26 protein-coding genes are annotated in these 24,174 nt (G+C 71.6%); 6 read left to right on the top strand and 20 right to left on the bottom strand.

The window, feature by feature from the left end:
• Nucleotides 1-115: 115 nt before the first annotated feature.
• The 11 genes from Aru02nite_RS19900 to Aru02nite_RS19950 all read right to left on the bottom strand — a co-directional run bounded on the left by Aru02nite_RS19900 (nt 116) and on the right by Aru02nite_RS19950 (nt 10,855).
• On the bottom strand, nt 116-754 hold the full coding sequence (locus Aru02nite_RS19900; RefSeq protein WP_203659843.1) for a sulfotransferase family protein: 639 nt from the start codon (nt 752-754) through the stop codon (nt 116-118).
• Between the two features lie 43 nt (nt 755-797).
• Nucleotides 798-1,676: a DUF5926 family protein gene (locus Aru02nite_RS19905; RefSeq protein ID WP_203659845.1), complete on the bottom strand. Its 879-nt coding sequence runs from the start codon at nt 1,674-1,676 to the stop codon at nt 798-800.
• Between the two features lie 134 nt (nt 1,677-1,810).
• Nucleotides 1,811-2,203, bottom strand: coding sequence for an ATP-binding protein (locus Aru02nite_RS19910; protein ID WP_239076817.1), 393 nt, complete (start codon nt 2,201-2,203; stop codon nt 1,811-1,813).
• A gap of 14 nt (nt 2,204-2,217) precedes the next feature.
• Nucleotides 2,218-3,663, bottom strand: coding sequence for a sensor histidine kinase (locus Aru02nite_RS19915; RefSeq protein WP_203659849.1), 1,446 nt, complete (start codon nt 3,661-3,663; stop codon nt 2,218-2,220).
• A gap of 208 nt (nt 3,664-3,871) precedes the next feature.
• A complete protein-coding gene (locus Aru02nite_RS19920) occupies nt 3,872-4,726 on the bottom strand; it encodes a glycerophosphodiester phosphodiesterase (protein ID WP_203659851.1) in 855 nt (284 codons plus the stop codon).
• Complete coding sequence (locus Aru02nite_RS19925) at nt 4,701-5,036, bottom strand: rhodanese-like domain-containing protein (protein WP_203659853.1); 336 nt, start codon at nt 5,034-5,036, stop codon at nt 4,701-4,703. Before Aru02nite_RS19925 ends, Aru02nite_RS19920 begins: the two co-directional genes overlap by 26 nt.
• 82 nt (nt 5,037-5,118) lie before the next feature.
• Nucleotides 5,119-6,114: an LCP family protein gene (locus Aru02nite_RS19930; RefSeq protein WP_203659854.1), complete on the bottom strand. Its 996-nt coding sequence runs from the start codon at nt 6,112-6,114 to the stop codon at nt 5,119-5,121.
• Nucleotides 6,115-6,192: 78 nt separating this feature from the next.
• Complete coding sequence (locus Aru02nite_RS19935) at nt 6,193-7,392, bottom strand: LCP family protein (RefSeq protein ID WP_203659856.1); 1,200 nt, start codon at nt 7,390-7,392, stop codon at nt 6,193-6,195.
• 349 nt (nt 7,393-7,741) lie between these two features.
• Complete coding sequence (locus Aru02nite_RS19940; RefSeq protein WP_203659858.1) at nt 7,742-8,272, bottom strand: flavin reductase family protein; 531 nt, start codon at nt 8,270-8,272, stop codon at nt 7,742-7,744.
• Between the two features lie 4 nt (nt 8,273-8,276).
• On the bottom strand, nt 8,277-9,845 hold the full coding sequence (locus tag Aru02nite_RS19945) for a sugar transferase (protein ID WP_203659860.1): 1,569 nt from the start codon (nt 9,843-9,845) through the stop codon (nt 8,277-8,279).
• A gap of 152 nt (nt 9,846-9,997) precedes the next feature.
• A complete protein-coding gene (locus tag Aru02nite_RS19950) occupies nt 9,998-10,855 on the bottom strand; it encodes an Fpg/Nei family DNA glycosylase (RefSeq protein WP_203659862.1) in 858 nt (285 codons plus the stop codon).
• A gap of 103 nt (nt 10,856-10,958) precedes the next feature.
• Between Aru02nite_RS19950 and Aru02nite_RS19955 the strand changes: the two genes are divergently transcribed.
• Both Aru02nite_RS19955 and Aru02nite_RS19960 read left to right on the top strand, forming a co-directional pair.
• Nucleotides 10,959-12,161: a glycosyltransferase family 4 protein gene (locus Aru02nite_RS19955; protein WP_203659864.1), complete on the top strand. Its 1,203-nt coding sequence runs from the start codon at nt 10,959-10,961 to the stop codon at nt 12,159-12,161.
• A 537-nt stretch (nt 12,162-12,698) separates the two neighbouring features.
• Nucleotides 12,699-13,040 carry a SemiSWEET family sugar transporter gene (locus Aru02nite_RS19960; RefSeq protein WP_203659866.1) on the top strand — a complete coding sequence of 114 codons (342 nt, stop codon included), beginning with the start codon at nt 12,699-12,701 and terminating at the stop codon, nt 13,038-13,040.
• Between the two features lie 6 nt (nt 13,041-13,046).
• On the opposite strand, the gene Aru02nite_RS19965 is transcribed toward Aru02nite_RS19960, so the two are convergent.
• The 7 genes from Aru02nite_RS19965 to Aru02nite_RS19995 form a co-directional block, all read right to left on the bottom strand.
• Nucleotides 13,047-13,619 carry a YdeI/OmpD-associated family protein gene (locus Aru02nite_RS19965; protein ID WP_203659868.1) on the bottom strand — a complete coding sequence of 191 codons (573 nt, stop codon included), beginning with the start codon at nt 13,617-13,619 and terminating at the stop codon, nt 13,047-13,049.
• Nucleotides 13,620-13,677: 58 nt separating this feature from the next.
• On the bottom strand, nt 13,678-14,454 hold the full coding sequence (locus Aru02nite_RS19970; protein WP_203659870.1) for a hypothetical protein: 777 nt from the start codon (nt 14,452-14,454) through the stop codon (nt 13,678-13,680).
• Between the two features lie 87 nt (nt 14,455-14,541).
• Nucleotides 14,542-15,318 carry a hypothetical protein gene (locus Aru02nite_RS19975; protein WP_203659873.1) on the bottom strand — a complete coding sequence of 259 codons (777 nt, stop codon included), beginning with the start codon at nt 15,316-15,318 and terminating at the stop codon, nt 14,542-14,544.
• A gap of 51 nt (nt 15,319-15,369) precedes the next feature.
• Nucleotides 15,370-16,608 (bottom strand): MATE family efflux transporter, encoded by a 1,239-nt coding sequence (locus Aru02nite_RS19980; RefSeq protein WP_203659875.1) that lies wholly within the window; start codon nt 16,606-16,608, stop codon nt 15,370-15,372.
• Entirely contained in the window at nt 16,605-17,342 is a 738-nt protein-coding gene (locus Aru02nite_RS19985; protein ID WP_373324919.1) for a CDP-alcohol phosphatidyltransferase family protein, read from the bottom strand. The genes Aru02nite_RS19980 and Aru02nite_RS19985 overlap by 4 nt, the downstream gene beginning before the upstream one ends.
• Complete coding sequence (locus Aru02nite_RS19990; RefSeq protein WP_239076818.1) at nt 17,329-18,048, bottom strand: phosphocholine cytidylyltransferase family protein; 720 nt, start codon at nt 18,046-18,048, stop codon at nt 17,329-17,331. Before Aru02nite_RS19990 ends, Aru02nite_RS19985 begins: the two co-directional genes overlap by 14 nt.
• 124 nt (nt 18,049-18,172) lie before the next feature.
• On the bottom strand, nt 18,173-18,622 hold the full coding sequence (locus tag Aru02nite_RS19995; protein WP_239076819.1) for an NUDIX domain-containing protein: 450 nt from the start codon (nt 18,620-18,622) through the stop codon (nt 18,173-18,175).
• A gap of 99 nt (nt 18,623-18,721) precedes the next feature.
• Between Aru02nite_RS19995 and Aru02nite_RS20000 the strand changes: the two genes are divergently transcribed.
• Entirely contained in the window at nt 18,722-19,138 is a 417-nt protein-coding gene (locus tag Aru02nite_RS20000; RefSeq protein ID WP_203659885.1) for a CBS domain-containing protein, read from the top strand.
• A 22-nt stretch (nt 19,139-19,160) separates the two neighbouring features.
• Here the strand turns inward: Aru02nite_RS20000 and Aru02nite_RS20005 are convergent, their stop codons facing one another.
• Nucleotides 19,161-19,676, bottom strand: coding sequence for a MarR family winged helix-turn-helix transcriptional regulator (locus Aru02nite_RS20005; RefSeq protein WP_203659887.1), 516 nt, complete (start codon nt 19,674-19,676; stop codon nt 19,161-19,163).
• A 105-nt stretch (nt 19,677-19,781) separates the two neighbouring features.
• Here Aru02nite_RS20005 and Aru02nite_RS20010 point away from each other — a divergent pair, with 105 nt between their 5' ends.
• The 3 genes from Aru02nite_RS20010 (at nt 19,782) to Aru02nite_RS20020 (ending at nt 23,188) form a co-directional block, all read left to right on the top strand.
• A complete protein-coding gene (locus tag Aru02nite_RS20010; protein WP_203659889.1) occupies nt 19,782-20,357 on the top strand; it encodes a YceI family protein in 576 nt (191 codons plus the stop codon).
• A 112-nt stretch (nt 20,358-20,469) separates the two neighbouring features.
• Nucleotides 20,470-21,291, top strand: coding sequence for a right-handed parallel beta-helix repeat-containing protein (locus tag Aru02nite_RS20015; RefSeq protein ID WP_203659891.1), 822 nt, complete (start codon nt 20,470-20,472; stop codon nt 21,289-21,291).
• A gap of 418 nt (nt 21,292-21,709) precedes the next feature.
• The gene (locus Aru02nite_RS20020) at nt 21,710-23,188 is read left to right on the top strand and encodes a glutamate-cysteine ligase family protein (protein WP_203659893.1); all 1,479 of its coding nucleotides are present in this window, start codon (nt 21,710-21,712) and stop codon (nt 23,186-23,188) included.
• Nucleotides 23,189-23,197: 9 nt separating this feature from the next.
• Here the strand turns inward: Aru02nite_RS20020 and Aru02nite_RS20025 are convergent, their stop codons facing one another.
• On the bottom strand, nt 23,198-24,151 hold the full coding sequence (locus Aru02nite_RS20025) for a DsbA family protein (protein WP_203659895.1): 954 nt from the start codon (nt 24,149-24,151) through the stop codon (nt 23,198-23,200).
• Nucleotides 24,152-24,174: the final 23 nt, after the last annotated feature.

The raw sequence follows: 24,174 nt of genomic DNA on the forward strand, positions 1-24,174 counted from the left end.
CACAGGACTTGTGGACAGAGGCTGTGGACGGTGGGCCCGTCCATGTGGATGAGGGGGCGGTCCTGTGTACAGCCGGACCGCCCCGGTGGACTGCCTGTGGGCAACCGACCACGCGTCAGCTGGACGCGAGCCGGTCCGCGATCCGCTGCCGGAAGCTCGCCCCGTCGTTCAGGTGCGGAAAATCCTCATCCGGTACGTCCACGCCGAGGAACGCGCACAGCGGCCCCCACCCCTGCCCCACCTCGTACTCCAGCAGCCGGTCGGCCGGGATCTCGCGCCGTACCGCGGCGTTGTGCTCGGTGAACACCCGCGTCGCGTACGCCTCGTCGCCGCCCCGGCCGTCGAACGTGCCCTGCCACACCACGTCCTGGAGCATCTGCATCGGCGCGACGAGTTCCGGCAGCTGGCGCGCCCGCTCCGGCGCCGCGTCGGCCGCGGGCAGGATCGTGTCGCGCATGCTCGCGTGCCAGCGGGCGGGATCCCGGACCGACAGCAGCACCTTCGCCTCCGGGTACCGGGCGGCCAGCTCGCGCCAGAACGCCGCGCCCGGCCAGTCCACCGTCGACTCGTACCCGGCGAACGCCGCGTCCCAGTCGACGGCCTCCCCGCGGGCCGCCGCCCGGAAGTACGGCACCCGGTCGGGGTGCTCGAACACCTCGCTCATGTGGAAACACGGGCCGACGCCCAGCCGGTCCAGCGCCGCCTTCAACGACGCCGTGCCGGTACGACCGAAACCTGCTCCGATGACCTTCATGGGGCAAGTATGTCCGCCCCAGAACCATCGGAGAACCGTACGGTCAGCGCAGGGTGAGCTGCCGGCCAAGCAGACCCTCGCGGGCCCGTCGCTGCTCCGGCGTGAGCGGCGCGTCCGACCCGACCTCCGCCCGGTACGCGTCGCGCACCGCCGCCAACGGCTGCTCCCAGTCCGCCGCCGGCGCGTCCATCGGCACGTCCCACACCGGTACGAGCAGGCCGTGCGCCCGGAACATGCCGGCGAACCGGGTGCCGTCGCCGAGCGTCAGCGCGCCCGACGCGGACAGCCGGGCGAGGCCGGCGAGCGCCGCGTCCTCGTCCTCGGCGAGTACCCAGCGCACGTGCGCCTTGTCCGGCACCTGGCACCAGTACGCGGCGGGGGCCGCGGCCAGCCGCTCGGTCGGGTAGATCGAGTCGTTGGCGCGCTCCAGGCTGGCCGCCACGTTCGGATCGTCGGCGGCGCCCTCGGCCAGCCAGAAGTCGAACCCGGTCCGGATCGACACGTCCAACGCGCCGTCGGCGAGCACGTCCTGCAGGCGCGGCCCCGGACCCGGCAGCGCCGGTACGCCGACCGTCTGGCCGACCTCGGTGTCCAGCGCGCTCAGCAACGACGCCGCGATGTCCCGGCTGACGTCACCCGACTGGAACTGCCGCTGCAGCCCGACGAGTACCCCGCCGTCCTGCCGGACCATCGCCGGCCAGGCCATCGGCAGCACCGTGGCCAGCGTGACCGACCGATCCGGGTACTTCTGCGCGTACTCCTCGGACAGCTGCAGCGGCGCGGTCGCCGCGGGGACCAGCTCCCGCAGGGCCACCCACTCGGCCTCGCTGGCGAGACCCTCGAACGGACGCGCGACGAAGACGTCACGCACCTTCTCCCGGCGCTCGGCGCGGGAGGCACTGTTTCGGCGACGCTTGCTCACGGCACAGCAGCCTAGGCGGTTACCGCCGGTCACTCACACCCGGTACACCCACCGGGGTTCCGCCCGCACCGTCCGTCACCCGACGCAGAACAGCGGGACGGTCGTCACCAGGGACGCGAGCGGCGGCCGCGCGCTCAGCGTGACAGTACGGCCCAGACGCGGCGCTGCCGGCCCTCGATCTCCACACCCCACCGGTCGGCGAGAGCCGCGACGATCTGGAGGCCGCGCCCGTCCACCGAATCCCAGTCCGCGGAACGCAGTCGCGGCATCTCCGCCGCGCCGCCGTCGGTCACCGACACCTCGACCCGGTCCCGGCCGACCGTCCACGACACGCTGATCACTCCGCCGCGCAACGGACGCGCGTGCCGGGCGGCATTACCCACCAGCTCGGAGACCACGGTGACGGCGTCGGCGGCGAGCTCCCGGTCCACCCCGACATCGCGGAGCCCACCGCGCAGGCGACTGCGGGCGAGGCCGGCGCCGCGGGCATGGTGCGGCACCGCAATGCCCCAGGCCCGCTCGCTCACGCCAGCAAACACGTTCACGCCTCCCCAGACGTCACGCCTGCGCGTGGCAACCGTACCTCAGCGACCGTTCCGTCCGGATTACGCCGTCGTAACGACACCCAGCCGTGTTGCCCCTCGACGATCCGACGTACCAGGTAGAGGCCCAGACCGACGCCACCGAACCGGCGCCGGTCGGTGCCCTCCGCCTGCCACCGCGGCGCGAACGCCAGCTCCTGGTGCTCCGGGCGGATGCCGATCCCGCTGTCCGCGACCCGGAAGTACGCGGTGCGCTCGTCGGCGCCGGCGGTCAGCGTGATCTCGCCACCACCCGGGGAGTACTTGTGGGCGTTCTGGACGAGCTCGGTGAGGACGGTCGGCACGCTGCCGGCGTCACCGAGTACGACCGGCAGGGTTTCGGGCAGGTCGACCCGGAGCCGCGCCGCCTCCTCCGTACCGAGCCCGCGTACGGCCCGGCGCAACGCCCCCACCAGGTCGAACGTACGCGAGGAGAGCAGTGCATCGATGCGGGCCGTGTCGTCGGCCGCGAGCAGCCGGTCCACGAGCGTCGACAACTGTCCCGAACGCTCCCAGATCCGCCGTACCGAATCGCGCCGGGTCTCGTCGTCGAGCTGGTCCCACCGGCGGTACAGGGTGTCGGCGTGGCCGTGCACCGCGGTCACCGGACTGCGCAGCTCGTGGCTCGTCGTCGCGACGAACAGGTCCTTCACCTGCGCCCGCCGCCGCGCCGCCGACACGTCCCGGAAGGTCACCACCCGGTCCGTCGAACCGCTCAGCCGCGACGACACCACCTCGATCCAGCGGCCGTCCGGCAGCTCGTACTCGCCCACCTCACCGGCCCGCGGCACCGCGAACGGCACCGGCCGGCCGATCGCCGCCCCCGCCGGAACCCCCGTCAACGCGTGCGCCGCCGGGTTCCACGCCCGAACCAGACCATCGGCCCCCAGTACGGCGAGGCCGTCGGCGAGCGCGGTGGCCAGCGGATCCTCGGCCGGCCGTGCCGTACGGACCGGGTCCAGCACCCGGACGCCCAGCAGTACGGCGGCGCGCTGCGCCTCGCTCAGCTCACCGGCGGCCCGGAAGTGCAGGTGCACCGACCCGGCCACCCGACCGTCGACGAGTACGCCAGCGGCAGCCAACCGCAGCACACCCCGCGCCGCCAACTGGTCCGCCAGCTCCGTCACCAGATCCGCCCGCACGTCCACGTCGACACACGAACCGTCCGCCAGCCGCACCACCGCGGGCTGCGCGCCGTCCACCGGCCGGCCGACCGTCCACTCCGCACCCGACGTCGCCGCCAGCACCCGACCGACCGTCCCCGTGTACTCCGCGTACGTCGCCGCGTCCGCGCCCACCGCCGCCACCAGCGTCGACAGCAGCCCGTGGACGGCCGCCGGCCGCCGGTCGCCCTGCGTACAGCGGAGCAGACCGGCCACCAGAACCGGATAGTCGACGTTGGTCATCACGATCGAGTCTTCCCGTACCGGTCAGGCTTCGGCAACCACGAGTCACCTCAATTGTTCAACTGTCGCATTGTGTCATTGTTCAACAGTTGAACAATTGAACAAAAAGGTGGGTCGAATCGTCGCGCAGCGAACGCGTACGGCCACCGAACGAAGCCACTGTCCGGTCTAGCGCCCCCAGCCCGTCACGAACGTCCCGCCGAGACCCCTACCGACCGAACCGCCGAAGGACGTACCCCGGCCGGTCGGTGATGATGCCGTCGACGCGCAGGGACGTCACGAGGTCGAGGTCGGCGGGGTCGTTGACGGTCCACACGTACACCTTGCGGCCGGTGTCGTGGACGCGTTCGACGAAGTGCGGTTGGTCGGTGACGGCGGCGACACCGGGCCCGGCGATCCGTACGCCGGCGGGCAGGGTGCCGGTGCGCAGCCAGACGGGGATCCCGTTGAGGAGCAGGACGGTGGGGAGTCGGGGCGCGAGTTCGGCGACCCGGCGTACGGCGAGCAGCGAGAACGACATCACGGTGACGGGCGCGGTGTCGGGGTCGGGCGGGTCGTGGAGGCCGAACCGGCGCAGTTCGGTGACGAGGGCGCGTTCGACGAGCCCGGCGTACCGGGTGGGGTGTTTGGTTTCGACGAGGAGGCGCAGCGGGCGGGGCGCGTCGACGACGAGGGCGAGCAGTTCGGCGAACGTGAGGACGCTCTGGCGTTCGGGATCGGGGTCGGGGTCGACGAGGCGGTCGGCGGAGTCGGGCAGGCCGGGGTGCCAGGAGCCGAAGTCGAGCGTGGACAGTTCGTCGAGGGCGAACTCGCTGACCACGCCGCGCCCGTTGCTGGTGCGTTCGACGCGCCGGTCGTGGACGCAGACGAGGTGACCGTCACGGGTCAGCCGTACGTCGCATTCCAGGGCGTCGGCGCCGTCGTCGATGGCCCGCCGGTACGCGCCGAGGGTGTGTTCGGCGACGTCCTCGCTGGCGCCCCGGTGCGCCACCACGAGCGGCCGGTACTCGGCGGCGCCGGTACCGGCCGGGCGGGGGTCAGATGATCCGCGGCGGCGCGTCATCGGCCGACTCCAGCGGGAGGTCGGCCGCCGCCCACGCGCGCATGCCGCCGTCCACGTTGGTGACGTTGTCCCAGCCGTTGGCCTGCAGGTACGCGGTGACCTGCGCGGACCGGCCGCCGGCGCGGCACACCACGTACACGGCGCCGTCCATCGGCACCTCGCCCATCCGGGCCGGTACTTCCTGCATCGGCAGGTGGTGGGCGGCCGGCGCGTGGCCGGCGGCCCACTCGTCGTCCTCCCGCACGTCGAGGAGGTACGCCTCGGCGGGCACGTCCTGGGGCGTGGCACTCGGTACGTCTGGCGGGAACACGGAAGCCTCCTGACGACGGTGGTCTTCCGCTACGTATACCCCAGGGTGGGGTGCGCGGCGGTCACCCGCACCGCGACGTGTTTCACGCGTTGGGATTCACCAGCGTGGGGTGCGCGGCCGCCCACGCGGCGAGGTCGTCCCCGCGGATCGCGGCGAACAGGCTACGTCCGACGGAGTCGAGTACCTCGATGGACTGGCCGTCGCTGGACGTGCCGTCGTTCTGGGGCATGCGCAGCATGGTGATGTCGGTGGTGTGGATGTACCGGAGCGAGAAGACCAGGTCGGCGAGCGGTACGCCGTTGGTGTCGACGGTGACGTCCGAGCCGATCAGCCGGATGACCTTGTCGAGCGCGACCGGGTCGCCGAGCAGCCCGGTGTCCTGCACCTTCGCCGCCACCGCCTTGATGAGCTGCTGCTGGTGGCGCTGCCGGTCGAAGTCGCCGTGCGGCAGGTTCTCGCGCTGGCGTACGTAGTCGAGCGCCTCGGCGCCGGTGAACTGGTGGCAGCCGACGGTGAACAGCCGGCCGGTGTGGATCGAGCGGGTCTGCTCGTCGACGCACATCCGTACGCCGCCGAGCGTGTCGACGATCTTGTCGAAGCCCAGGAAGCTGACGATCGCCATGCCGTCGAGCTTCACCCCGGTCAACGACGCGACGGTACGCGCGGTCAGCGTCGGCCCGCCCCAGGCGTACGCGGCGTTGATCTTGGCGGTACAGGCGGTGCCCTGGCCGCAGTCGTCGATCCGTACCCACAGGTCACGCGGGATCGACACCAGGAACGCGTGCCGGTGGTCCGCCGTGACGTGCACCAGCATGATCGTGTCCGACCGGCCCGGCGCGCCCGTGGTGTCCGTCGGTCGCTTGTCCGACCCCAGCAGCAGGTACGTGAACGGCCCGGACACGACGTCACCCGGCGTCGGCGTACCGGGCATCAGGTTCACCTGGTTCACCGAGTCCTCGTACCGGTGGACGAGCATCGTCGCGCCCGCGAGCGACCCGCCGCTGAGCACCATCAGTGCCGCGCCGATCCACACGAACAGCCGGGCCCACAGCGGTGACCGGCTCCGCGACCTGCGCATCCGCCCTCCTGTACGGGGATGCCCAGACACGGACCACCCCGCGTACCCAGTGTCGTACGCGGGGTGGTGGGAGAACTCCTACTTCTGTGGGTTCTTCTTCACCCAGTCGGCGATCTGGTCATTGCTCATCGCCTCATACAGCGAGGACGCCTTCTCCTTGTCGGACAGCACCACGCTCTGCCCGTCCATCGTGCCGGTGCCCTGGTTGGGGCTGGTCATGAACGTGACGTCCTTGCTCCGCAGGTTGCGGAACTGGACCGCCTCGTCGACCAGGTTGAAGTCGTTGTCGACCTGGATGACCTTCACGACCGCCTGGAGGAAGGCGTTCAGCTTCTGTGGGTTGGACAGCGTGCCGGTGCTGGCCGCCTTGTTCAGCAGCTGCTTGAGGAACTGCTGCTGGTGCTTCTGCCGCGCGAAGTCGCCCTGCGCGAACTGGTACCGCTGGCGGCAGTAGTCCAGCGCCTGGGCGCCGTTGAAGTTGTGCCAGCCCTTCGTGAACGTCCGGTACGGCGGGTGGATGGACTTGATCGTCTGGTCCACGTACATCCGGACGCCGCCGAGCGCGTCGGTGACGGACTGGAAGCCCTGGAAGTTCATGATCGCCACGTGGTCGATCCGGACGCCGGTGAAGTTCTCCACCGTCTTGACCATGAGCGGCGCGCCGCCCCACGCGAACGCGGCGTTGACCTTCGCGTCCTGGTCGCTGGCGTCCGCACCCTTCATCGCCGGTACGTGCACCCACGTGTCACGCGGGATGGACACCACGTACGCGTGGTTGTGGTCGGCGTCGATGTGCATCAGCATGATCGTGTCGGTACGCGGCTTCTCGCCGCTCTTCTTCCAGCTCGTCCGCATGTCGCTGCCGAGGAGCAGGATGTTCTGCGCACCGTCGACCTTCTTCGCCGGCCGGCCACCCGTCAGCCCGGCGAACGCGTCGGTGCGGTGCAGCTTGTCGTCCAGCGAGCTGGCGTACGCCCAGACGCCGACGGCGCCGATCCCGGCCAGGAGTACGAGCGCCAGCAGGGACACCAGCACGATGCGGCCCCAGCGTGGCCGACGCTTGCCCCGGTACTGGTTGTTGCCGCCGCCACCGCCCCCGCCGTACGGCCGCCGCGGGCCGCGCGGTCCGCCGGGACCGCCACCACCCGTGCGGGGTTCACGCTCGCCGCCCAGGTACGCGCGGGGCACCGTGCCGCGGGACATGCCGGAGCGGCCCGGTGTCACACCGGAGCGGACCCGGGCCGTGCCGCGGGGATTCGGGGGATTCGAAGCCGCCATGCGCCCCAGGGTAAGGCCAACCGGCGGTACGCGAATCGCGCCACGGCGACAGTACCGACAGATCGGGCACGGCCGACGCCGTACGAGGTGCGTCCATTCCGGGAACGACCGGCGAGAACGGCACACCGGACGGGTGAGTCTGGGAGTTGACCCTGAATTCGAACGTCGCCGCCGGCGGCCGGACGCACCGCTCGCGGTGTCCCCCCCGCCCGACCGCCAATGGCGACGACGTGTGCACGCGTCCCGGACCGGACATCCGACCCGGGATCCCCCCTCGTGCCAGTACGAACCTAACCAGCGCCCGCGGGCGTCACGCAGGGACCAAAGTCCCTATTGGCCAAGCTCACAGTCACGTCGGGTCGATCCGGTGGTACCGACCCCGCCGGTACGCCAGCGCCGGCTCGTCGTCGCCCAGCTCCAGGTGTTCGATCTCGCCGTCCACCCGCCGGCTCCACCCGGCCCCGGCCGTACCCGTCACGCGACAGCCCAGCCACGTACCGGCGCCGGCGGGGACCGGGCCCCAGTCGGTGTCCGTCCACGACTCCTGCGCGAACAGGCCGCCCGGCGCCGGCGCGAGCAGCCCGAACCGGTCGGCCAGCAGCCGCTGCTCCCAGCCGAGCGGCGTCACCGCGAACCGCCCGTGCTCCTCGATCGCGTCGGCCAGGTCGCTGTCCGGGTCGAGCATCCCCACCACGACACCCGGCTCACCCGCCACCACCAGTACGGACGCGACGGTCAGGCCGGCGCGCCCGGCGCCGCTGCCGGCGGTCCACAGGGTGACGGGGGCGGTGAGCCGACCCCGCAGCCGGCGTACCGGGTCGCGCAGCTCGGCGGGCGCGACGTACGGGTTCTCGCCGTGGATCTCGGCGCCCGCGTCCATGCCCTCAGTACGCCCCGCGCCGGGCGAACACCACGCCCAGCGTGCGCCACAGGATGAGCAGGTCGAACGTGAGCGACCAGTTGTCCACGTAGTACAGGTCGAGGCGGACGGCGTCGTCCCAGGACAGGTCGGACCGGCCGGACACCTGCCACAGGCCGGTGATGCCGGGCCGCACCAGCAGCCGCCGCCGTACGTCACCGAGGAAGTCGCCGTCCTCCGCCGGCAGCGGACGCGGCCCGACCAGCGACATCTCACCCTTGAGTACGTTGATGAGCTGCGGCAGCTCGTCCAGCGACGTACGCCGGAGGAAGCGGCCGATCGGGATCACCCGCGGATCGTTACGGATCTTGAACAGCAACCCGTCGGTCTCGTTCTGGTCGACCAGGTGCGCCAGCCGCTCCTCGGCGTCCGTGTACATGGTGCGGAACTTCCACACGTGGAACTGGTCGCCCTCGCGCCCCACCCGCGGCTGCCGGAAGAACACCGGCCCCGGGTCGGACACCTTGATCATGATGGCGATCACCGCGAACAGCGGGGTCAGGACCAGCAGGCCGAGGGCCGCGGCGATCCGGTCCAGCAGGTTCTTCGCCACCCAGCCGAGGCCCGAGATGATCGGTTCCTCGACGTGCAGCAGCGGCAGACCCTCCACCGGCCGGATGTGTACGCGGGGGCCGGCGATGTCGGTGAGCTGCGGCGCGACCACCAGGTCGATGCCGGTGCCCTCCAGCTGCCAGGCCAGCCGGCGCAGGCCGCCCTGCTCGTCGCGGGCCGTGCCACAGACCGCGATCGTGTCCGCGCCGATCTCGCGTACGACGTCGAGCAGGTCGCGGCCGGCGTGCAGCGGCACCGGGGCGGTGACGCCGCGGGCACCGGAGCGGCCCTCGGTGAGGAAGATGCCGATCGGTACGAGCCCGGCGTTCGGGTTGCGGGTGATGGCCCGGTAGACCTCCATCGCCTCCGGCAGCGTGCCGACCAGCATGATGCGCTGCGACGCCAGCCCCCTGCGACGCGCCAGGTACAGCACGAAGCGGGCGATGGCGCGCGCGGCCAGCACGTACCCGAAGGCGCACAGCAGGGCGGTGCCCACGGCGAGCCGGGACAGGTCGTACTTGAAGGCCATGACGATGAACGACACGACGGCCACCACGATCAGGCCGCCGCGGAACACCCGCTTGAACTCCTCGGTGCCGATCCCGAGGTAGCGCCGCTCGTACGCCCGGCTGCCCCACAGGGTGACCGACCAGCCCAGCGGCAGCAGCAGGCAGCCCCAGACGTACATGGACGGCGGGTGCTCGGTGAACCCGTCGCTGAACCCCACGTACGGATGGTCGGAGATCAGGATCGAGGTGAGGCCGGCGAGCGAGGTGAGGACGAACTCCAGCCCGGCGAGCCCGCCCGCGTACCACCGGTCCCAGCGGCCGCCGCGGCGCACCTTGGCGCGCAGCCAGGCCGAACGGGTGATGCCGTTGTTGCGGCCGTCGGGCCGCTGCTCTCCGGTCGGCGACGGGCCGCCGCCGCGCCTGCCGGTACGCCCGCGCCGGGTGGTGTCCGGACGTTCGAGGCTCGTGGTCACCTCAGTCTGTCCTCCCGCGCCGCGCGCACCGTCGTATCCGGGGTCCTCAGTCTGCCACGCGCCGTCGGTCGCCCCGTGGCGGCCGAGTCGGTTGCGGGTGCGTGGCGCGCGCCGCCCGTCGGCGGTGTGCTCCTGCCCGTCCCTGCTCGTCGTCACTTGAGCAACTTGGACATCCGACGGTCCGCCAGCGGGCGACCGGAGGTCTGACAGGTCGGACAGTACTGGAGACTGGAGTCGCTGAACGACACCGTCCGGACAGTATCACCGCAAACCGGGCAGGGAAGCCCGGCCCGGGCGTGTACCGCCAGGCCGGACCGCTTCTCGCCCTTCAACGTCGCCGCCTTCTGCCCGACCGCGCGGGTCACCGCGGCACCGAGTACCGAGCGGGTCGCCTCGTACAGGCGGTCGACCTCCTCGTCCGACAGCTTCCCCGCGAGCGCGAACGGCGACATCTTCGCCGCGTGCAGGATCTCGTCCGAGTACGCGTTGCCGATGCCGGCGAACACCGTCTGGTCCGTGAGTACCCCCTTGACCTGGTGGCGGCGGCCGGCGAGCCGGGCGGCGAACTCGTCGCGCGACAGCTCCAGCGGATCCGGCCCCAACCGCGCGATCCCCGGTACCTGCGCCGGATCGGTCACCAGGTAGACGGCGAGCCGCTTCTGCGTACCGGCCTCGGTCAGGTCGAAACCGGACCCGTCGTCCAGGCGTACCCGGACCGCGATGGGGCCCTTGCCCGGCCTCGGCGGGGTCGACGGCAGCGAGTCGCGGTAGTGCAGCCAGCCGGCCCGGGAGAAGTGGACGACGAGGTGCAGACCCCCGTCGATGCCCACGTCCAGGAACTTCCCGTGCCGGCCGGCGCCCGTCACGGCCCGGCCGACCACCGCCGACAGCGGCGGATCGTACGTCTTCAGTGCGCTGATGGCGGCGGCGTCGGCCCGGTCGACGAGGTGACCGGCGGCGCGGTCGCTCAGATACGCGGCCAACGCCGCTACCTCCGGCAACTCCGGCATCCGTTCAGTTCAGCAGGTCCGGGCGGCGGCGTCCAACTGCCACGGCGGACCGGACCAGTACTGTGTGCGGCGACAGGTCGGAGCGAGCGGCAGGGGAACCGGGATGAAGGTTGTCATCGCGCACAACCTGTACTCCTCCGCACAGCCGTCCGGGGAGAACCAGATCGTCGAGTCCGAGTCGGCGCTGCTCGCCGACGCCGGCGTGACGGTGCTCCCACTGCTGCGCAGTTCGGACTCGATCGGGTCGTTGTCGCCGCTCGCCAAGGCCACGCTGCCGCTGTCCCCGATGTACAACGGTGGCGCGCAGCGCGAGCTGACCGAGCTGATCCGCCGCGAACGCCCCGACGTCCTGCACCTGCACAACCCGTACCCGCTGCTGTCGCCGTGGGTGGTGCGCACCGCGCACAAGCACGGCGTACCGGTCGTGCAGACGGTGCACAACTACCGGCACGTCTGCGCCGACTCGACGTACTTCCGGGACGGGCACCCGTGTCACGACTGCCTCGGCAAGGCGTTCCCGCTCCCGGCGGTGCGGCACTCCTGCTACCGCGGGTCGCGCGCGCAGTCCGTGGTGATGGCGACGACGCTGGCCGTGCACCGTTCCACCTGGCGCACCGTCGACCGGTACATCGCGCTCGCCCCGCACATCGCCGACCACCTGCGCACGTTCGGGATCACCGACGCGCAGGTCGCGATCAAACCCAACGGCATCCCCGATCCCGGCCGCCACGACGAGACCGGCGACGGCTTCCTGTACTTCGGGCGCCTGGTCGACGCGAAAGGTGTCGGGCTGCTCCTCGACGCCTGGGAACGGCACGCGGACGGCGAGTTCGGCACCCTGCGCATCGCCGGCGACGGGCCGCTCCGCGGTCGGGTCGAGGCCGTCGCCGCCGCCCGCGCCGACGTGGAGTACCTGGGGCTCGTGGACCACGCGGAGATCCCCGGGGTGATCCGCGCCGCGTCCGTCGTCGTCGTCCCCTCCACGTACGCCGACGCGCTGCCCACCGTGATCCTGGAGGCGTTCGCCAACGGGCGCCCGGTGCTCGGCACCGCCGTCGGCGGCACACCGTACCTGCTGGGTCTCGACGAGGGGCACGATCCGGCCGAGACGCCGCCCGGGTGGGTCGTGCCGCCGGAGCCCGGCGCGCTGGCCGAGACGTTCGGGCTGGCGAAGCTGCGCGCCGACACCCTCGGGCCGCTCGCCCGCCGCCGGTACGAGACGGTCTTCGCGCCGGATGTGTTGCTGCGCCGCCTGATCGGCGTGTACGAGGAGCTCGCCGCAGACGCCCGCGCCGCCACCACCTGACCCGCCCAGCGGCCCGGTGGTCGACCGTGGTCCGCGCCGGGCCGGAGACCTGACCGCCGCACGGGCGGGTGGCGTTGATGTCGGACGGGCGGTCCGCTGGTCGGTGTCGTCGGTGCACTTTCTTGTTCCATTGTTGAACAAGACGATCTTGTCCAATTGTTCAACAATGGGACAGTTGAACAATTGGACATCCACCAAGATCAACTTCCGGAGCGGCGACCACGGTGGCGCGAACGTTGGTCCGGGCGGGCGCGAAACGCGGCTCGGGAACGGCACGAAACCGCGGCCGGAGACCGGCGCGAGAGGCGGCCCTGGCCGGGCGCGAAACGCGCGGAAGTACGATGCGGAAGGCGCGAAAATCCCGGGCGCGAAACGCGCGAAAACCCTTGGGGCCGAAGGGGATCCGCCCGACCGGAGAGTGTCCGCAATCACGCTGTCGTACGGGGCCGGCGGTCGCTAGATTCTCCTCGTACTCGGAGGTCCCGACGCGACACCGTCGGGGCCTCTTTCCGTGCCTCGTTCGAAAGACCTCCCGCCGTGATTGCCTTTCTGGGCTTCTTCGCTGCTGCCCTCTCCACCTGCTCCCTGGTACCGCAGGTCTGGCGTACCGTCCGGACCCGTAGTACCGGTGACCTGGCCTGGGGATACCTGGTGGCCATGCTCGCCGGCGGTTTCGCCTGGCTCGGCTACGGCATCGCGACCCGCGACGTCGCCGTCATCGGCGCGAACGCGGTGTGCGCGGTCCTGTCCGCGGTGATCGTCGCGACCAAGGTGCACAGCCAGCTGCGGCCGGCGCGCACGCTGACGCTGGTGCCGGATCCGACGCCGGAACCGTCGCCGCTGACGGCCGATCCGCTCGCGGTGGAACCGGCCGCCTGACGCGGGTCAGGGGTGGATCTTCTCGCCCGCGGCGAGCATCGCGACGTACTTCTCGATGCGGCGGGCCCGGGTCTCCGGCCGCTTGGCGTCCTGGATGCGGTGCAGCACGGAGAACCGGTTGCGGCTGTCGAGCGTGTCGAAGAACGCGCGGGCGGCCGGCTCGGCGTCGAACGCGGCGGCCAGGTCGTCGGGCACCGTGGCCGTGCTGGCCGCGTCGTACGCCGCGGCCCAGCGGCCGTCGGCGCGCGCCCGCTCCACCTCGCGCAGCCCGGCCGGCTCCATCCGGCCGGCGGCGATCAGCTCCTCGGCGAGCGACACGTTCCGCTTGGACCACTTGCTCCGCGCGGTACGCGGGGTCCAGCGGCGCTTGTGCCACTCGTCGTCGATGCCGCGGGACTGGCCGTCGATCCAGCCGAAGCGCAGCGCCTCCACCAGCGCCTCCGCGTACGTCACCGTGGGGATGCCGGTGGCCTTCCTCGGCATCCGGATCCACACCGCGCGCGCCGACGAGTGCTCGGCGGCCAGCCACGCGGCCCACTCGGCCCGCGACGCGAACTCCAGCACCGGCTCGTCATCCATGCCCACGACCGTATCCGCGGGGTACGACAGGTCCGGGCGGGTGGTCGGCGCCTGCGGGTCAGGGTGTCATCGCGCCGGGGGCCGGGCTGGGGGTGGCGCCGGCCGGTTCCCGTACGGTCAGCGGGGCGCCGAAGTCGCTCAACCGCAACGTCATCCGCCGGTCGACGGTGTTGCCGGCGGTGACCCGCAGGGTGATCGACGTGGGCCGGCCGCGCAGGTCGACCACGAAGTCCAGGTGGATCTCGTACTGCAGGCCAGGGTCGGCAGCCGTGTCGTCCCCGGTGGTACCGGTGGTGCCGTCGTCGGCCGCGCCGAGCAGCGGATCCGTACAGTCCGCACAGAACACCGAGTACTTCATGCCGAACATGCCGTCGCGGGAGGCCAGCGCGTTCTCCGCGTTGGTACCGGCGAAGCGCAGCAACGCGGTCGGGTCGACCGCGGCCATCGCCAGGCTGAGGTCGTCCCCGCCGGTCGTGTCCAGCCGTACCCACGGCGTCGTGCCCGATTCGCTGTAGTTCTTCGCGTACACGGTCGGCCCGACCTCGCGCACCTGCACGTACGGGTACGTCGCGGTCATGGCCAGGTGGCGGAAGTCGCCGACGACCCGGTCCTCGCCGGTGGTGGTGCGCCGCACCGAGGCACCGAAGAACGGCGCGTCGTCGCTGGTGGCGGTCGCGGTGACGGTGACGGTGCGCGCGTCCTTCAGCGCGGTCAGGGCGTCGTCGGCGCCGGACGCCGCGTCCGGCAGCAGCATCTCGGGCAGGGCCGCGACCACGATCCCGGCGGCCAGTACCGCCGCGACCGCCACCCCGATCACCACGCGGCTGCGCCTCATCACCACTCCCCGCCCGTCGACACCGCGGCCCGCCCGCGGCGCACCCCATCCTGGCGGTACGGTCCGCGCCGCGCCACCTCCGCCCCGTCACCGGAACGTCGGCGCCGGCGACGGCGACGCACCCGCCGGTACGGGCGCCGGCACGCGCTCCCCGTACCCGTGGAGCAGCAGCGTGACCTTCACGATCGCCGTACCGGACGCGGCGGTCAGCACGATCTCCGTCGGCCGGTCCCGCACGTCCAGCGTGTACGTCACGGCCACGTGCACCGCGCTCGGCAGCACGCTCGTGTCGGCCGTACCGTCGTCGATCGGTGCGGTGAGCGGGAACCCGCAGTCCCAGCAGTCCACCGTGTACCGCAGCCCGAACCAGCCGTCGCGCGCGTCGGCGACCCGCGCGTCGTTCTCCCGGGCGAAGCGCAGCAGCGGCGACGGGTCGGTCATCCCCATCGCGACGCTCAGGTCGTCGTCCCCGCTGGTGGTCAGCTCCCGCCACGGCCCGCCGCCACCGAAGTTCCGCGAGTACGTGCGGCCGTCGACGACGCGGCCCCGCACGTCCGTGCCGTCCCCGGTACGGGTCACCTGGAGCCGGTCGAACCGCGCGTCGACGCGCGGCCGGCCGGCCGTGTTGCGCGCCGCGCTTCCCTTGACGTACATGGGAACCAGGCCCTCGCCGGACACCCGCACCGACTCGTCCGCGACCAGCCCGACCCGCACCGACCCCGCCGACCGGTACGCGGCGAGCGCCGCGGCCGGCATCGCCGCCGCCCCCGGCAGCACCACGTACGGCACGGCGACGAGCGCGGCGCCCAGCGCCAGTACCGCGACGAGCGACACCACGACCACCCGGGGCCGTACCCGTCCCATCCCCGCTCCGATCCCGCGGCCGACACGTGACTCCGGAGACGCTAGCGGGGCTCAGCGGGCGCGCGCCATCGCCCGCGACGCCGCCAAATACATGCCGGCCTGGACGAGGGTGCCGACGCCGGCGCCGGCCATCAGCCCCCACGCCGCGCCGACCAGCTGCCCCTGCACGGCGCCCAGCACCAGCCCGCCCAGCGTCGTCACCGCGAAGATCGCGTACTGCGCGAACAGCAGCCGCGCCCGGTGCATCCCGCGGATCGCCACCGTGAACGGGATCTGCAGCAGGTACACCCCGGCCTGCACCGACACCGGCAGCGCGATCGCCGCGACCGCCGCGTACGCCCCGCCGTGGTACCAGTCCAGCACCGGGTGCGCCAGCGGTACGGCGACGGCCACGATGCACGCGCCGATCGCCGCGTTCACGGCCAGCACCGTACGGGTCTGGCGGCGCAGCCCGGCCACGTCACCCGCGCCCGCCAGCGCCGACGCCCGCGGGACGAGCAGCCCGTTCAGCGCCATCGTGAAGCTCTGCGCCGGTTGCAGCACGACGGTCTGCACCAGCCGCAGCCCCGAGTACGCGGCCTGGGTGAGGATGCCCTGCACCAGGCTCGCGATCAGCAGCGTCGTGAGCTGCGCCAACACCCCGGTGGCGGTGAACCAGCCGAGCAGCCGCCGGGTGTCCGACAGCCACCGCGCCGGCCGCCCCGCCAACGGATTGATCCGGGTACGCGCGTAGAACAGCGCCGCGCCCGCCGTCGCGCCGATCCCCCAGCACGCCACGATCGGTCCACCGGCGGCATGCCCGGTCCCCAGCAGTACGGCCAGGCACGCGCCCTGCACGACCACCCAGCACGCGTCGATGACCAGCGCCCGCGGCTGCCGCCCCTCCGTCTGGTACGTGTACCGCGCCAGGTCCTGCAACAGGATCGACGGCACGAACGGCACACCCCACACCAGGTCCCCCACGTACCGGCGGGGGCCGAGCGCCCAGACCAGCAGCAGGACGACCGCGGCGGCCGCGGCGAGCGTGCCGCTGGTGGCGTGCGCGTTCGCGAACTGGCCGCGCCGCGCCGGACCCGCCGCGTACCGCGGGACGTGCGCGAGCATCACGTCACCGACGAACGCGCGCCCGAGTCCCTGCACGAACACCAGGATCGCGATCGTGTACAGCATCACGCCGGCCTCGCGCGGCGCCAGCACCGCCGTACCGAGGAGGCCGGTGCCGGCGGTCGTGACGGCGACGAGAGCCTGGTCGGCCAGGCCCGCGAGGGTACGGCCGCGCAGCCCGCTCACCGCAGGCTGGCCCGCCCCGCCGCGACGATGCTGGCCAGCAGGAACAGCCCGTTGACCGCGGTGAACAGCGCCATCAACCAGACCGACCACGCCGGTGCGACCGCGAGTACGAGCGGGATCAGGGTGATCATCGCGCCGTAGTCGCGGACCAGCTTGACCACCCGTACCGGCAGCGACGACGACGTGACGAGGCTTTCGTTGGTGCCCTCCTTGGCCATCACCGAGGTCACCAGGTTGACCATCCAGCTCCCGGCGAACGCGCCCACCAGCCACGCCGGCGTCGACGGCCGCTGCGCCACCGCGACCGTCGCGACCGCCGCCACGATCGAGATCTGCACGGCCACGTCGATCAGCACGTCCACCCGGGCGCCCGCCGCGCTGCCCGTACCGGCGACGCGGGCGAGCTGCCCATCCGCGCAGTCCAGGCAGTACGCCAGCTGCCAGACCACGAACGCCAGCACCCCGACCAGCCACGCCGGCAGGTGCCCGGCGGCCACCGGTCGCGCCGTCAGTACCACGAACACCGACGCGGCGAGCCCGAGCACCAGGTTGACCGCGCTCACCACGGTCGGCCGCAACCCCAGCCGGTACGCCCCGAGCGCCAGGTACGACGCGGCCCGCTGGCTCAGCGTCTCCGAGAACAGCCCGCCGCCGCGGTTCGCCCGGTAGAAGTCGGCGGGGCGGGGCTCGTCGACCGACCCGCCCGCGGCCACCGGTGCCTCAGCCCTGGACACCGGGCTCGGCCGAGTCCAGCTCGTTCGCCTTGGTCAGGTCCGGCTCGAAGTCCACCTCGACGCACCCGTACGCCGAGATGTCGATCGCCGACACCTGCACGCCCGCGTTCCGGATCGCGCCCTCGATGCCGCCCTCGAAGTACTCCTGGTCGTCGACCAGGTCGAGGTGCTCGATCAGCGTCGCCTTGTCCGCGCTGGAGATGTAGTTGATGCCGACCGCCTCGCCGAGCCCGCCGACGACCTTCTTCGACAGCTCCGCGATGTGCCCGCTCGCATCCAGCGTGTACTTGACCTCCTCGTCGGCCACGCTGTCGGTGTTCACCGCGACGAAGTTGCGGTCCGCCTCGATCGCCGGCCGCAGCTCCTCCAGCAGCCCGGGTACGAACACGACGTCGCCGTTCAGCCAGAGCACGCCGCCGGGCGGGGACAGCCGCAGCGCCTTGAGCAGGCTCTTCGACGTGTTCGTCTGGTCGTACGACTCGTTGTAGACGAAGCTCGCCCGGCCGCCGGACTCCTCCATGATCAGGTCCTTCTTGAACCCGACCACGACCGTCACGTGCGCCTCGGCGCCGAACGTCGCCTCGATGTGGTCCAGCTGCTGCTGCTGGATCGTCCGACCGTCCGCGAGCCGGGTCAACGGCTTCGGGTGCGGTCGGCCCAGCCGCGTGCCCATACCCGCAGCAAGAATGACGACGTTCAGCGACACGACCCGCACTCCTCTCGACTCCTGACAGTCACGTCCGTCGCAGGATAGCCCGCCGGGTCCGTGACCTTCTGTCCGCTCTCGGCGCGCGCTTCCGCCCGGAGTTCACCCGACGTTACCGGGTACGTCATCCCGCCCGGTGCCTGCGGGCCGCCGCGAACCCCGCCGCCACGATCTGCCGGGTCAGGATGTCGCCCGTCTCCCGGTGCTCAGACAGCATGTCCAGCTCGTCCTCCGCCAGCCACCGGTACTCCACCTGCTTGCCCGCCTCCAGCCGGGGCGCGGCCAGGTCACCGGTCACCTCGACCAGGTAGTCCGTCTCGTACCGGGCGGGGCCGTCGTTGCCGACCCAGCGGTGCTCGCCGACCACGGTGACGACGCGGGCCAGCTTCCAGCCGGTCTCCTCGGTGATCTCCCGGGCCAGCGCGTCGAGCGGCGTCTCGCCCGCCTCGACGTGCCCGCCGACGATGTCCCAGCAGTTCGGGAACAGCGCGCGGGTCGGCGAGCGCCGGTGCACGAACATCCGCCCCGCCCCGTCGGCGATCAGGGCCCCGACACACCGCAGTTCGTCCGCCACCCGGCCGAGGCTACGCGACCCGACCGGTACGAAAAGTTTGTGACTCGGGCCACTTAGCGGGAGGATGTCCGTACCGTGGGAAACCGGGGGTGAGGTGCCATGCAGGTACGCGAGGCGATGAGCCCGGCAGTCGTATCGATCGGTCCCGGCCATACGCTGCGCCAGGCCGCCGCCCTGATGTCGCAGCGCAACGTCGGCGCCGCCGTCGTGATCGACCCCGACTCGTACGGGCTGGGCATCATGACCGAGCGGGACATCCTCCGCGCGATCGGCGCCGGACTGGACCCCGACGTCGAACGCGCCGAATCGCACCACACCAGCGAACTCGTCTTCGCCGGCCCCGAGTGGACGCTCACCGACGCCGCCGACGCGATGATCCGGGGCGGGTTCCGCCACCTCATCGTCATCGAGCACGACGACGTGATCGGCATCCTCTCGGTACGCGACATCATCCGCGTCTGGTCGAAGGCGGCCGCCGAACTGCGCCCGAGGGCCGGCGCTCGCGCCAGCTCCTGACGCCCGAGGCCCCGCGGCCGGGTCAGTGGGTGGCGGCGGGGCGCTCCAGGCAGCGTGACTCGACCTCGCCGCTGACCCCGGCGGTGGACCGCGGACGGACCGCGTCCCGGATCGTGTGCAGCATCTCTTCCATGGACGTGAGCTGCTCGGGGGTGAGCAGCCCGGTGAACCAGCGCTCGATCATCTCGTGGTGCGCGGGCAGGATCGCCTCGACGCGCTGCACACCGGCGTCGGTCAGTACCGCGAAGTAGCCCCGGCGGTCGCTGGGGCACGCCTCACGCGTCACCAGGCCGTCGCGTTCCAGCCGGTCGACGACGCGGGTGACGCCGCTGGTGGACAGGATCGTCTGGGCCGCCAGGTCGCTCATGCGCAGCCGGTACTTCGGGGACCGGGACAACCGGATCAGCACGTCGAACTCGGCCAGGGACAGCTTGTGCTCGGCCAGCAGCGGCTGGAACCGCTCGTTGAGCCCCGCGTACACCTCACTCAGCAGACCCATCACGGTGATGCGCGGGTCCGTGAAGAGCTCCTTCGTCATGCCTCCAGGCTACCAGGTAGTTGACGGCTGAAATAATTGCCGTGTAGATTGTTGTTCAAGCAAGTACTGCCGAGGCGGCAGGACACCACGGAGGGGGATCACGAGATGAGCGAGAGCACGCTGGCGGTACGCGACTGGGACGGCCTCACCATCCCGGCGCCGGGGACGTACACCCTGGATGCGGCACACACGCGGGTCGGCTTCGTCGTCAAGCACATGATGGTGAGCAAGGTCCGCGGCCACTTCGGTGAGTACGAGGCGACCATCACGATCGCGGAGAACCCGCTGGAGTCCTCGGTCACGGCGAACATCAAGACCGGCAGCGTCGACACCGGTCAGGAGATGCGCGACAACCACCTGCGCACCGGCGACTTCTTCGAGACCGAGAAGTTCCCGGCCATGTCGTTCACGAGCACCGGCATCAGCGGGCACAAGGGCGACACGTTCACGGTCGCCGGCGAGCTGACGATCAAGGACGTGACCCGGCCGGTCGAGCTGACCGTCGAGCTGGAGGGCACCGCGCTGAGCCCGTACGGGCAGCAGGTGTTCGGGTTCACCGCCACCACCGAGATCGACCGCGAGGACTTCGGCCTGAACTACAACCAGGCCCTGGAGACCGGCGGCGTCCTGGTCGGCAAGAAGGTCAAGATCGAGATCGAGGGCGAGGCCGTCCGCGCCTGACGCCACCACCTGCGAGACAGCGGCACCCCGGAGAGGTTCCGGGGTGCCGCTGTCTCGTTCGCCATGGCCGGCTGGCGCAACCCGCGCGACGTCGAGATCCTCGGCTCTACCGGTGGAAGGCGTTCCGGTCTGGCGGAAGACCCCGGCGAACGTGAGCTTCGCGCACGCCAAGCACGTACGGATCGAGGGCAACACGTTCGTGCACCTGGGTGCGGCGGGGTTGACGCTGGACACCGGTTCGCAGGACGACACGGTGGTCGGCAACGTCGTCGCCGACACGTCGCACAGCGGCATCCAGGTCGGCGACTCCGAGGACTCGGCGCAGACCGACCCCGGCCAGCAGAACGCGCGCACCACGGTCAGCGACAACGTGCTGCGCGACATCGGCGCCGAGTACCCGAACGCGGCGGGGATCTGGTTCGGTTACTCGGACTCGGCCACGATCGCGCACAAAGACCTGGCCGACCTGTCGCACACCGGCATCTCGATCGGCTGGGGCTGGGGCAAGGCGTCGTACGCGACGAGCAACAGCATCACCGGCAACGTGATCCGGAACGCCGGCCAGACGCTCTGGGACATGGGCGGCATCCACACGCTGAGCGACCAGCCGGGCAGCGTCATCACCGGCAACGTGATCGACGGGGTCGGGCACGACAGCGACAGCGTCAGCAACGGCATCTACCTGGACGAGGGCACCGGGTACCACACGGCCCGGGGCAACGTCGTCCGCAACGCGCACGACTGGCTGTCGATCTGGACCACCAGCCAGCACGACAACACGGTCACCGGCAACGTGTCCGACCGCGACATGGCGCAGTGTCCGGTCAACGTCTTCGGGCCGACCGCCAACTGCAACACCGGTACGAACGTGGTGACCGGCAACGTCCTCGGCGGTGCCGGGCCGACCCCGCCGACGGGCCCCACCGGTCGGTAGGCGGGGCGCACGGCGCCGTCGGTCGGTCCGCTGCCGTGGGCCGGATTCGGTGACCTGAAGCCGAAGCAGCCGCAGCCGGGCCCGGAGGACTTCGCCGCGGCCGGCCACCCGAACACGTACCACCCGGTCGGCAGTCCGCGCGGCTGACCGGTGTCCCGCGACGGCGCCCGGCGTACGACACGTCGGACGTCGTCCGTTCTGTCCGCGTGGCGACAGTCACCCGACGCGTACGGTGACCGGGCGCCGCGGGCGGGTACGGGTGTACCTGGGCAGGGAGGTGGGCACCAACCGGTGCGGGGATCGCACTCCGTGAATGACCGGTATGTGAGGTGCCGGGTTCGACCGGTCGGCCCTGGCACAGCCGGCTGCGACACGGATACGGTTGGTGTTCACCACATCGGGCAACGCGGGAGGACCGATGGGTAAGCAGCTCGACAGCCACGCGTTCACCCGCGAGGACCGCCAGCGCTACCGGGAGAAGGTCCGCCGCTGCCTGGACGTGTTCGCGTTGATGCTCAACGACTTCACGTTCGACGCGGACAAGCCGTTGACCGGGCTGGAGATCGAGATCAACCTGATCGACGACACCGCGGCACCCGCGATGCGGAACGCCGAGGTGCTCGCCCGCGTCGACGATCCGATGATGCAGCCCGAGCTGGGCCTGTTCAACATCGAGCTGAACGTGCCGCCGCGGCTGATCGCCGGCTCCGGATTCGAGGAGTACCAGCGGGACATCGGGGCGCGGCTGGACCGCGCGGAGGCCGCGGCCGCCGGGGTCGGCGCGCACCTGTGCCTGGTCGGCACGCTGCCGACGCTGCGGCAGGAGCAGGCCGGGCCGGAGGCGCTGTCCGGCGACGAGCGGTACAAGCAGCTCAACCAGCAGATCCTGACCGCGCGCGGCGAGGACCTGATCATCGACATCCGCGGCATGGAGCGGTTGAGCATGTTCACCGACTCGATCGTCGCCGAGGCCGCGAACACCAGCCTCCAGTTCCATCTGCAGGTCTCCCCCGACACCTTCCCGAACTACTGGAACGCGGCGCAGGCCATCGCCGGCGTGCAGTGCGCGCTCGGCGCCAACTCGCCGTACCTGTTCGGGCGGGAACTGTGGGCGGAGACCCGGATCGCGCTGTTCGAGCAGGCCACGGACACCCGGCCGGCCGAGCTGAAGGCCCAGGGCGTACGGCCGCGGGTGTGGTTCGGGGAGCGGTGGGTCACCTCGATCTTCGACCTGTTCGAGGAGAACGTGCGCTACTTCCCGCCGCTGCTGCCGGTCATCGACGACGAGGATCCCCGCCAGGTACTGGAGTCCGGCGGCGTACCGAGGCTGGCGGAGCTGCGGCTGCACAACGGCACCGTGTACCGGTGGAACCGCCCGGTGTACGACATCATGAACGGCCGGCCGCACCTGCGCGTGGAGAACCGGGTGCTGCCGTCCGGGCCGACCGTCGCGGACATGGTCGCCAACGCCGCGCTGTTCTACGGGCTGGTCCGAGCGTTCAGCGAACAGGACCGTCCTATTTGGACACAGATGACGTTCAGCGCCGCCGAGGAGAACTTCCACACCGCCGCGCGCGACGGCATCGAGTCCCGGCTGTACTGGCCCGGCATCGGCGAGGTGTCCGTCACCGACCTCGTCCTCAAGCACCTGCTGCCCGCGGCGTACGACGGGCTCGACCGGTTCGGCGTCGACCCCGGCGTACGGGACAGGCTGCTCGGGATCATCGAGGGCCGCTGCATCACCGGCCTCAACGGCGCGCAGTGGCAGGCCGAGACCGTCACCAAACTCCAGGACGACCGGCAGCTCGACCGCGTCCCCGCCCTGCACGCCATGCTCCAGCGGTACGTGGAGCACATGCGCGCCGGCAGCCCCGTGCACACCTGGCCGATCGGCTGAGCCGGGGGTTCAGCCGAGCGCGCTGGTGACCGCGTCGGCGGTCAGGTCGTTCTGGTCGAGCTGCTTCCCGTTGACGAAAACCGTTGGTACGCCGGTGATCCCGCGCTTCTGCGCCGCCGTCCCGACCGACCCCACCCAGCTCTTGTACAGGTCCGACCGTACGCAGCCGGCGAACGCGTCCGCGTCACGTACCGCGGCGGGGGCGTAGCCGACCAGGTCGTCGGCGGAGAACCCCGAACTCTCGTCCGACGGCTGGTGGTCGAACAGACTTCCCTCGTACTTCAGCACGTCGGACGGGGTGGCCTTGGCGACACTCGTACAGGCGAGGGCGTTGGCGGCGCGCTTCGCGGGCTCGCCGGTGAAGCCGACCGGGTAGAGCAGCACCTGGGTGTCGCCGGCCGCGACCGCCTTGTCGATCGCCGGCTGGACCGCGGTGTGCACGGACTTGCACGGCGGGCACCCGAAGTCCAGGTACACCTCGATCTTCTTGCTGGCACCGGCCTTGCCGACCTGGATGCCCTTGCCGTCGCCGCCGGCCGCCGCCGGCGCACCCGCCGACACGTCACCCTTGCTGGTGTGCGTCGTGCCGAACTTCCGGTACAGCAGGTAGCCGCCGGTCGCGCCGCCGCCGCACAGCACCACGAGGACGATGCCGAGTACCAGGAAGATCGGCCACTTCGCCTTCTTCCTCGGCGCGCCCGGCGCCGGCTGCCACTCCGGCCCGCCCTGCGCCGGGCCGTACCCGGGCGCGGGCTGGTTCGGTTGCGGCGCACCGTATCCCGGCTGCGGCTGGTTCGGTTGCGGCGGGCCGTACCCGGGCTGTGGCTGCGCAGCGCCGGGCTGGTTCGGTTGCGGCGCACCGTATCCCGGCTGCCAGGAGGGGTCCTGCGGCGGCGTGTCCCGATGGGCGAACGGGTTGACCTCGTCCCCGCCCGGTTGCCCGGGCTGCCAACCGTTGCTCATCGCGTACTCCGTCCCACCGCCGA

Source organism: Actinocatenispora rupis (assembly GCF_016861975.1).
Lineage (GTDB): Bacteria > Actinomycetota > Actinomycetes > Mycobacteriales > Micromonosporaceae > Actinocatenispora > Actinocatenispora rupis.

Excerpts from the sequence above, each read along its gene's own strand:
- Aru02nite_RS20005 (WP_203659887.1), bottom strand. The coding sequence starts at position 19,676 with ATGACGAAGGAGCTCTTCACGGACCCGCGCATCACCGTGATGGGTCTG.
- Aru02nite_RS19950 (WP_203659862.1), bottom strand. The coding sequence starts at position 10,855 with ATGCCGGAGTTGCCGGAGGTAGCGGCGTTGGCCGCGTATCTGAGCGAC.
- Aru02nite_RS19915 (WP_203659849.1), bottom strand. The coding sequence starts at position 3,663 with ATGACCAACGTCGACTATCCGGTTCTGGTGGCCGGTCTGCTCCGCTGT.
- Aru02nite_RS19920 (WP_203659851.1), bottom strand. The coding sequence starts at position 4,726 with ATGACGCGCCGCCGCGGATCATCTGACCCCCGCCCGGCCGGTACCGGC.
- Aru02nite_RS20025 (WP_203659895.1), bottom strand. The coding sequence starts at position 24,151 with ATGAGCAACGGTTGGCAGCCCGGGCAACCGGGCGGGGACGAGGTCAAC.
- Aru02nite_RS20020 (WP_203659893.1), top strand. The coding sequence starts at position 21,710 with ATGGGTAAGCAGCTCGACAGCCACGCGTTCACCCGCGAGGACCGCCAG.
- Aru02nite_RS19955 (WP_203659864.1), top strand. The coding sequence starts at position 10,959 with ATGAAGGTTGTCATCGCGCACAACCTGTACTCCTCCGCACAGCCGTCC.
- Aru02nite_RS19970 (WP_203659870.1), bottom strand. The coding sequence starts at position 14,454 with ATGAGGCGCAGCCGCGTGGTGATCGGGGTGGCGGTCGCGGCGGTACTG.
- Aru02nite_RS20000 (WP_203659885.1), top strand. The coding sequence starts at position 18,722 with ATGCAGGTACGCGAGGCGATGAGCCCGGCAGTCGTATCGATCGGTCCC.
- Aru02nite_RS19935 (WP_203659856.1), bottom strand. The coding sequence starts at position 7,392 with ATGGCGGCTTCGAATCCCCCGAATCCCCGCGGCACGGCCCGGGTCCGC.
- Aru02nite_RS20010 (WP_203659889.1), top strand. The coding sequence starts at position 19,782 with ATGAGCGAGAGCACGCTGGCGGTACGCGACTGGGACGGCCTCACCATC.
- Aru02nite_RS19930 (WP_203659854.1), bottom strand. The coding sequence starts at position 6,114 with ATGCGCAGGTCGCGGAGCCGGTCACCGCTGTGGGCCCGGCTGTTCGTG.
- Aru02nite_RS19900 (WP_203659843.1), bottom strand. The coding sequence starts at position 754 with ATGAAGGTCATCGGAGCAGGTTTCGGTCGTACCGGCACGGCGTCGTTG.
- Aru02nite_RS19965 (WP_203659868.1), bottom strand. The coding sequence starts at position 13,619 with ATGGATGACGAGCCGGTGCTGGAGTTCGCGTCGCGGGCCGAGTGGGCC.
- Aru02nite_RS19975 (WP_203659873.1), bottom strand. The coding sequence starts at position 15,318 with ATGGGACGGGTACGGCCCCGGGTGGTCGTGGTGTCGCTCGTCGCGGTA.
- Aru02nite_RS19940 (WP_203659858.1), bottom strand. The coding sequence starts at position 8,272 with ATGGACGCGGGCGCCGAGATCCACGGCGAGAACCCGTACGTCGCGCCC.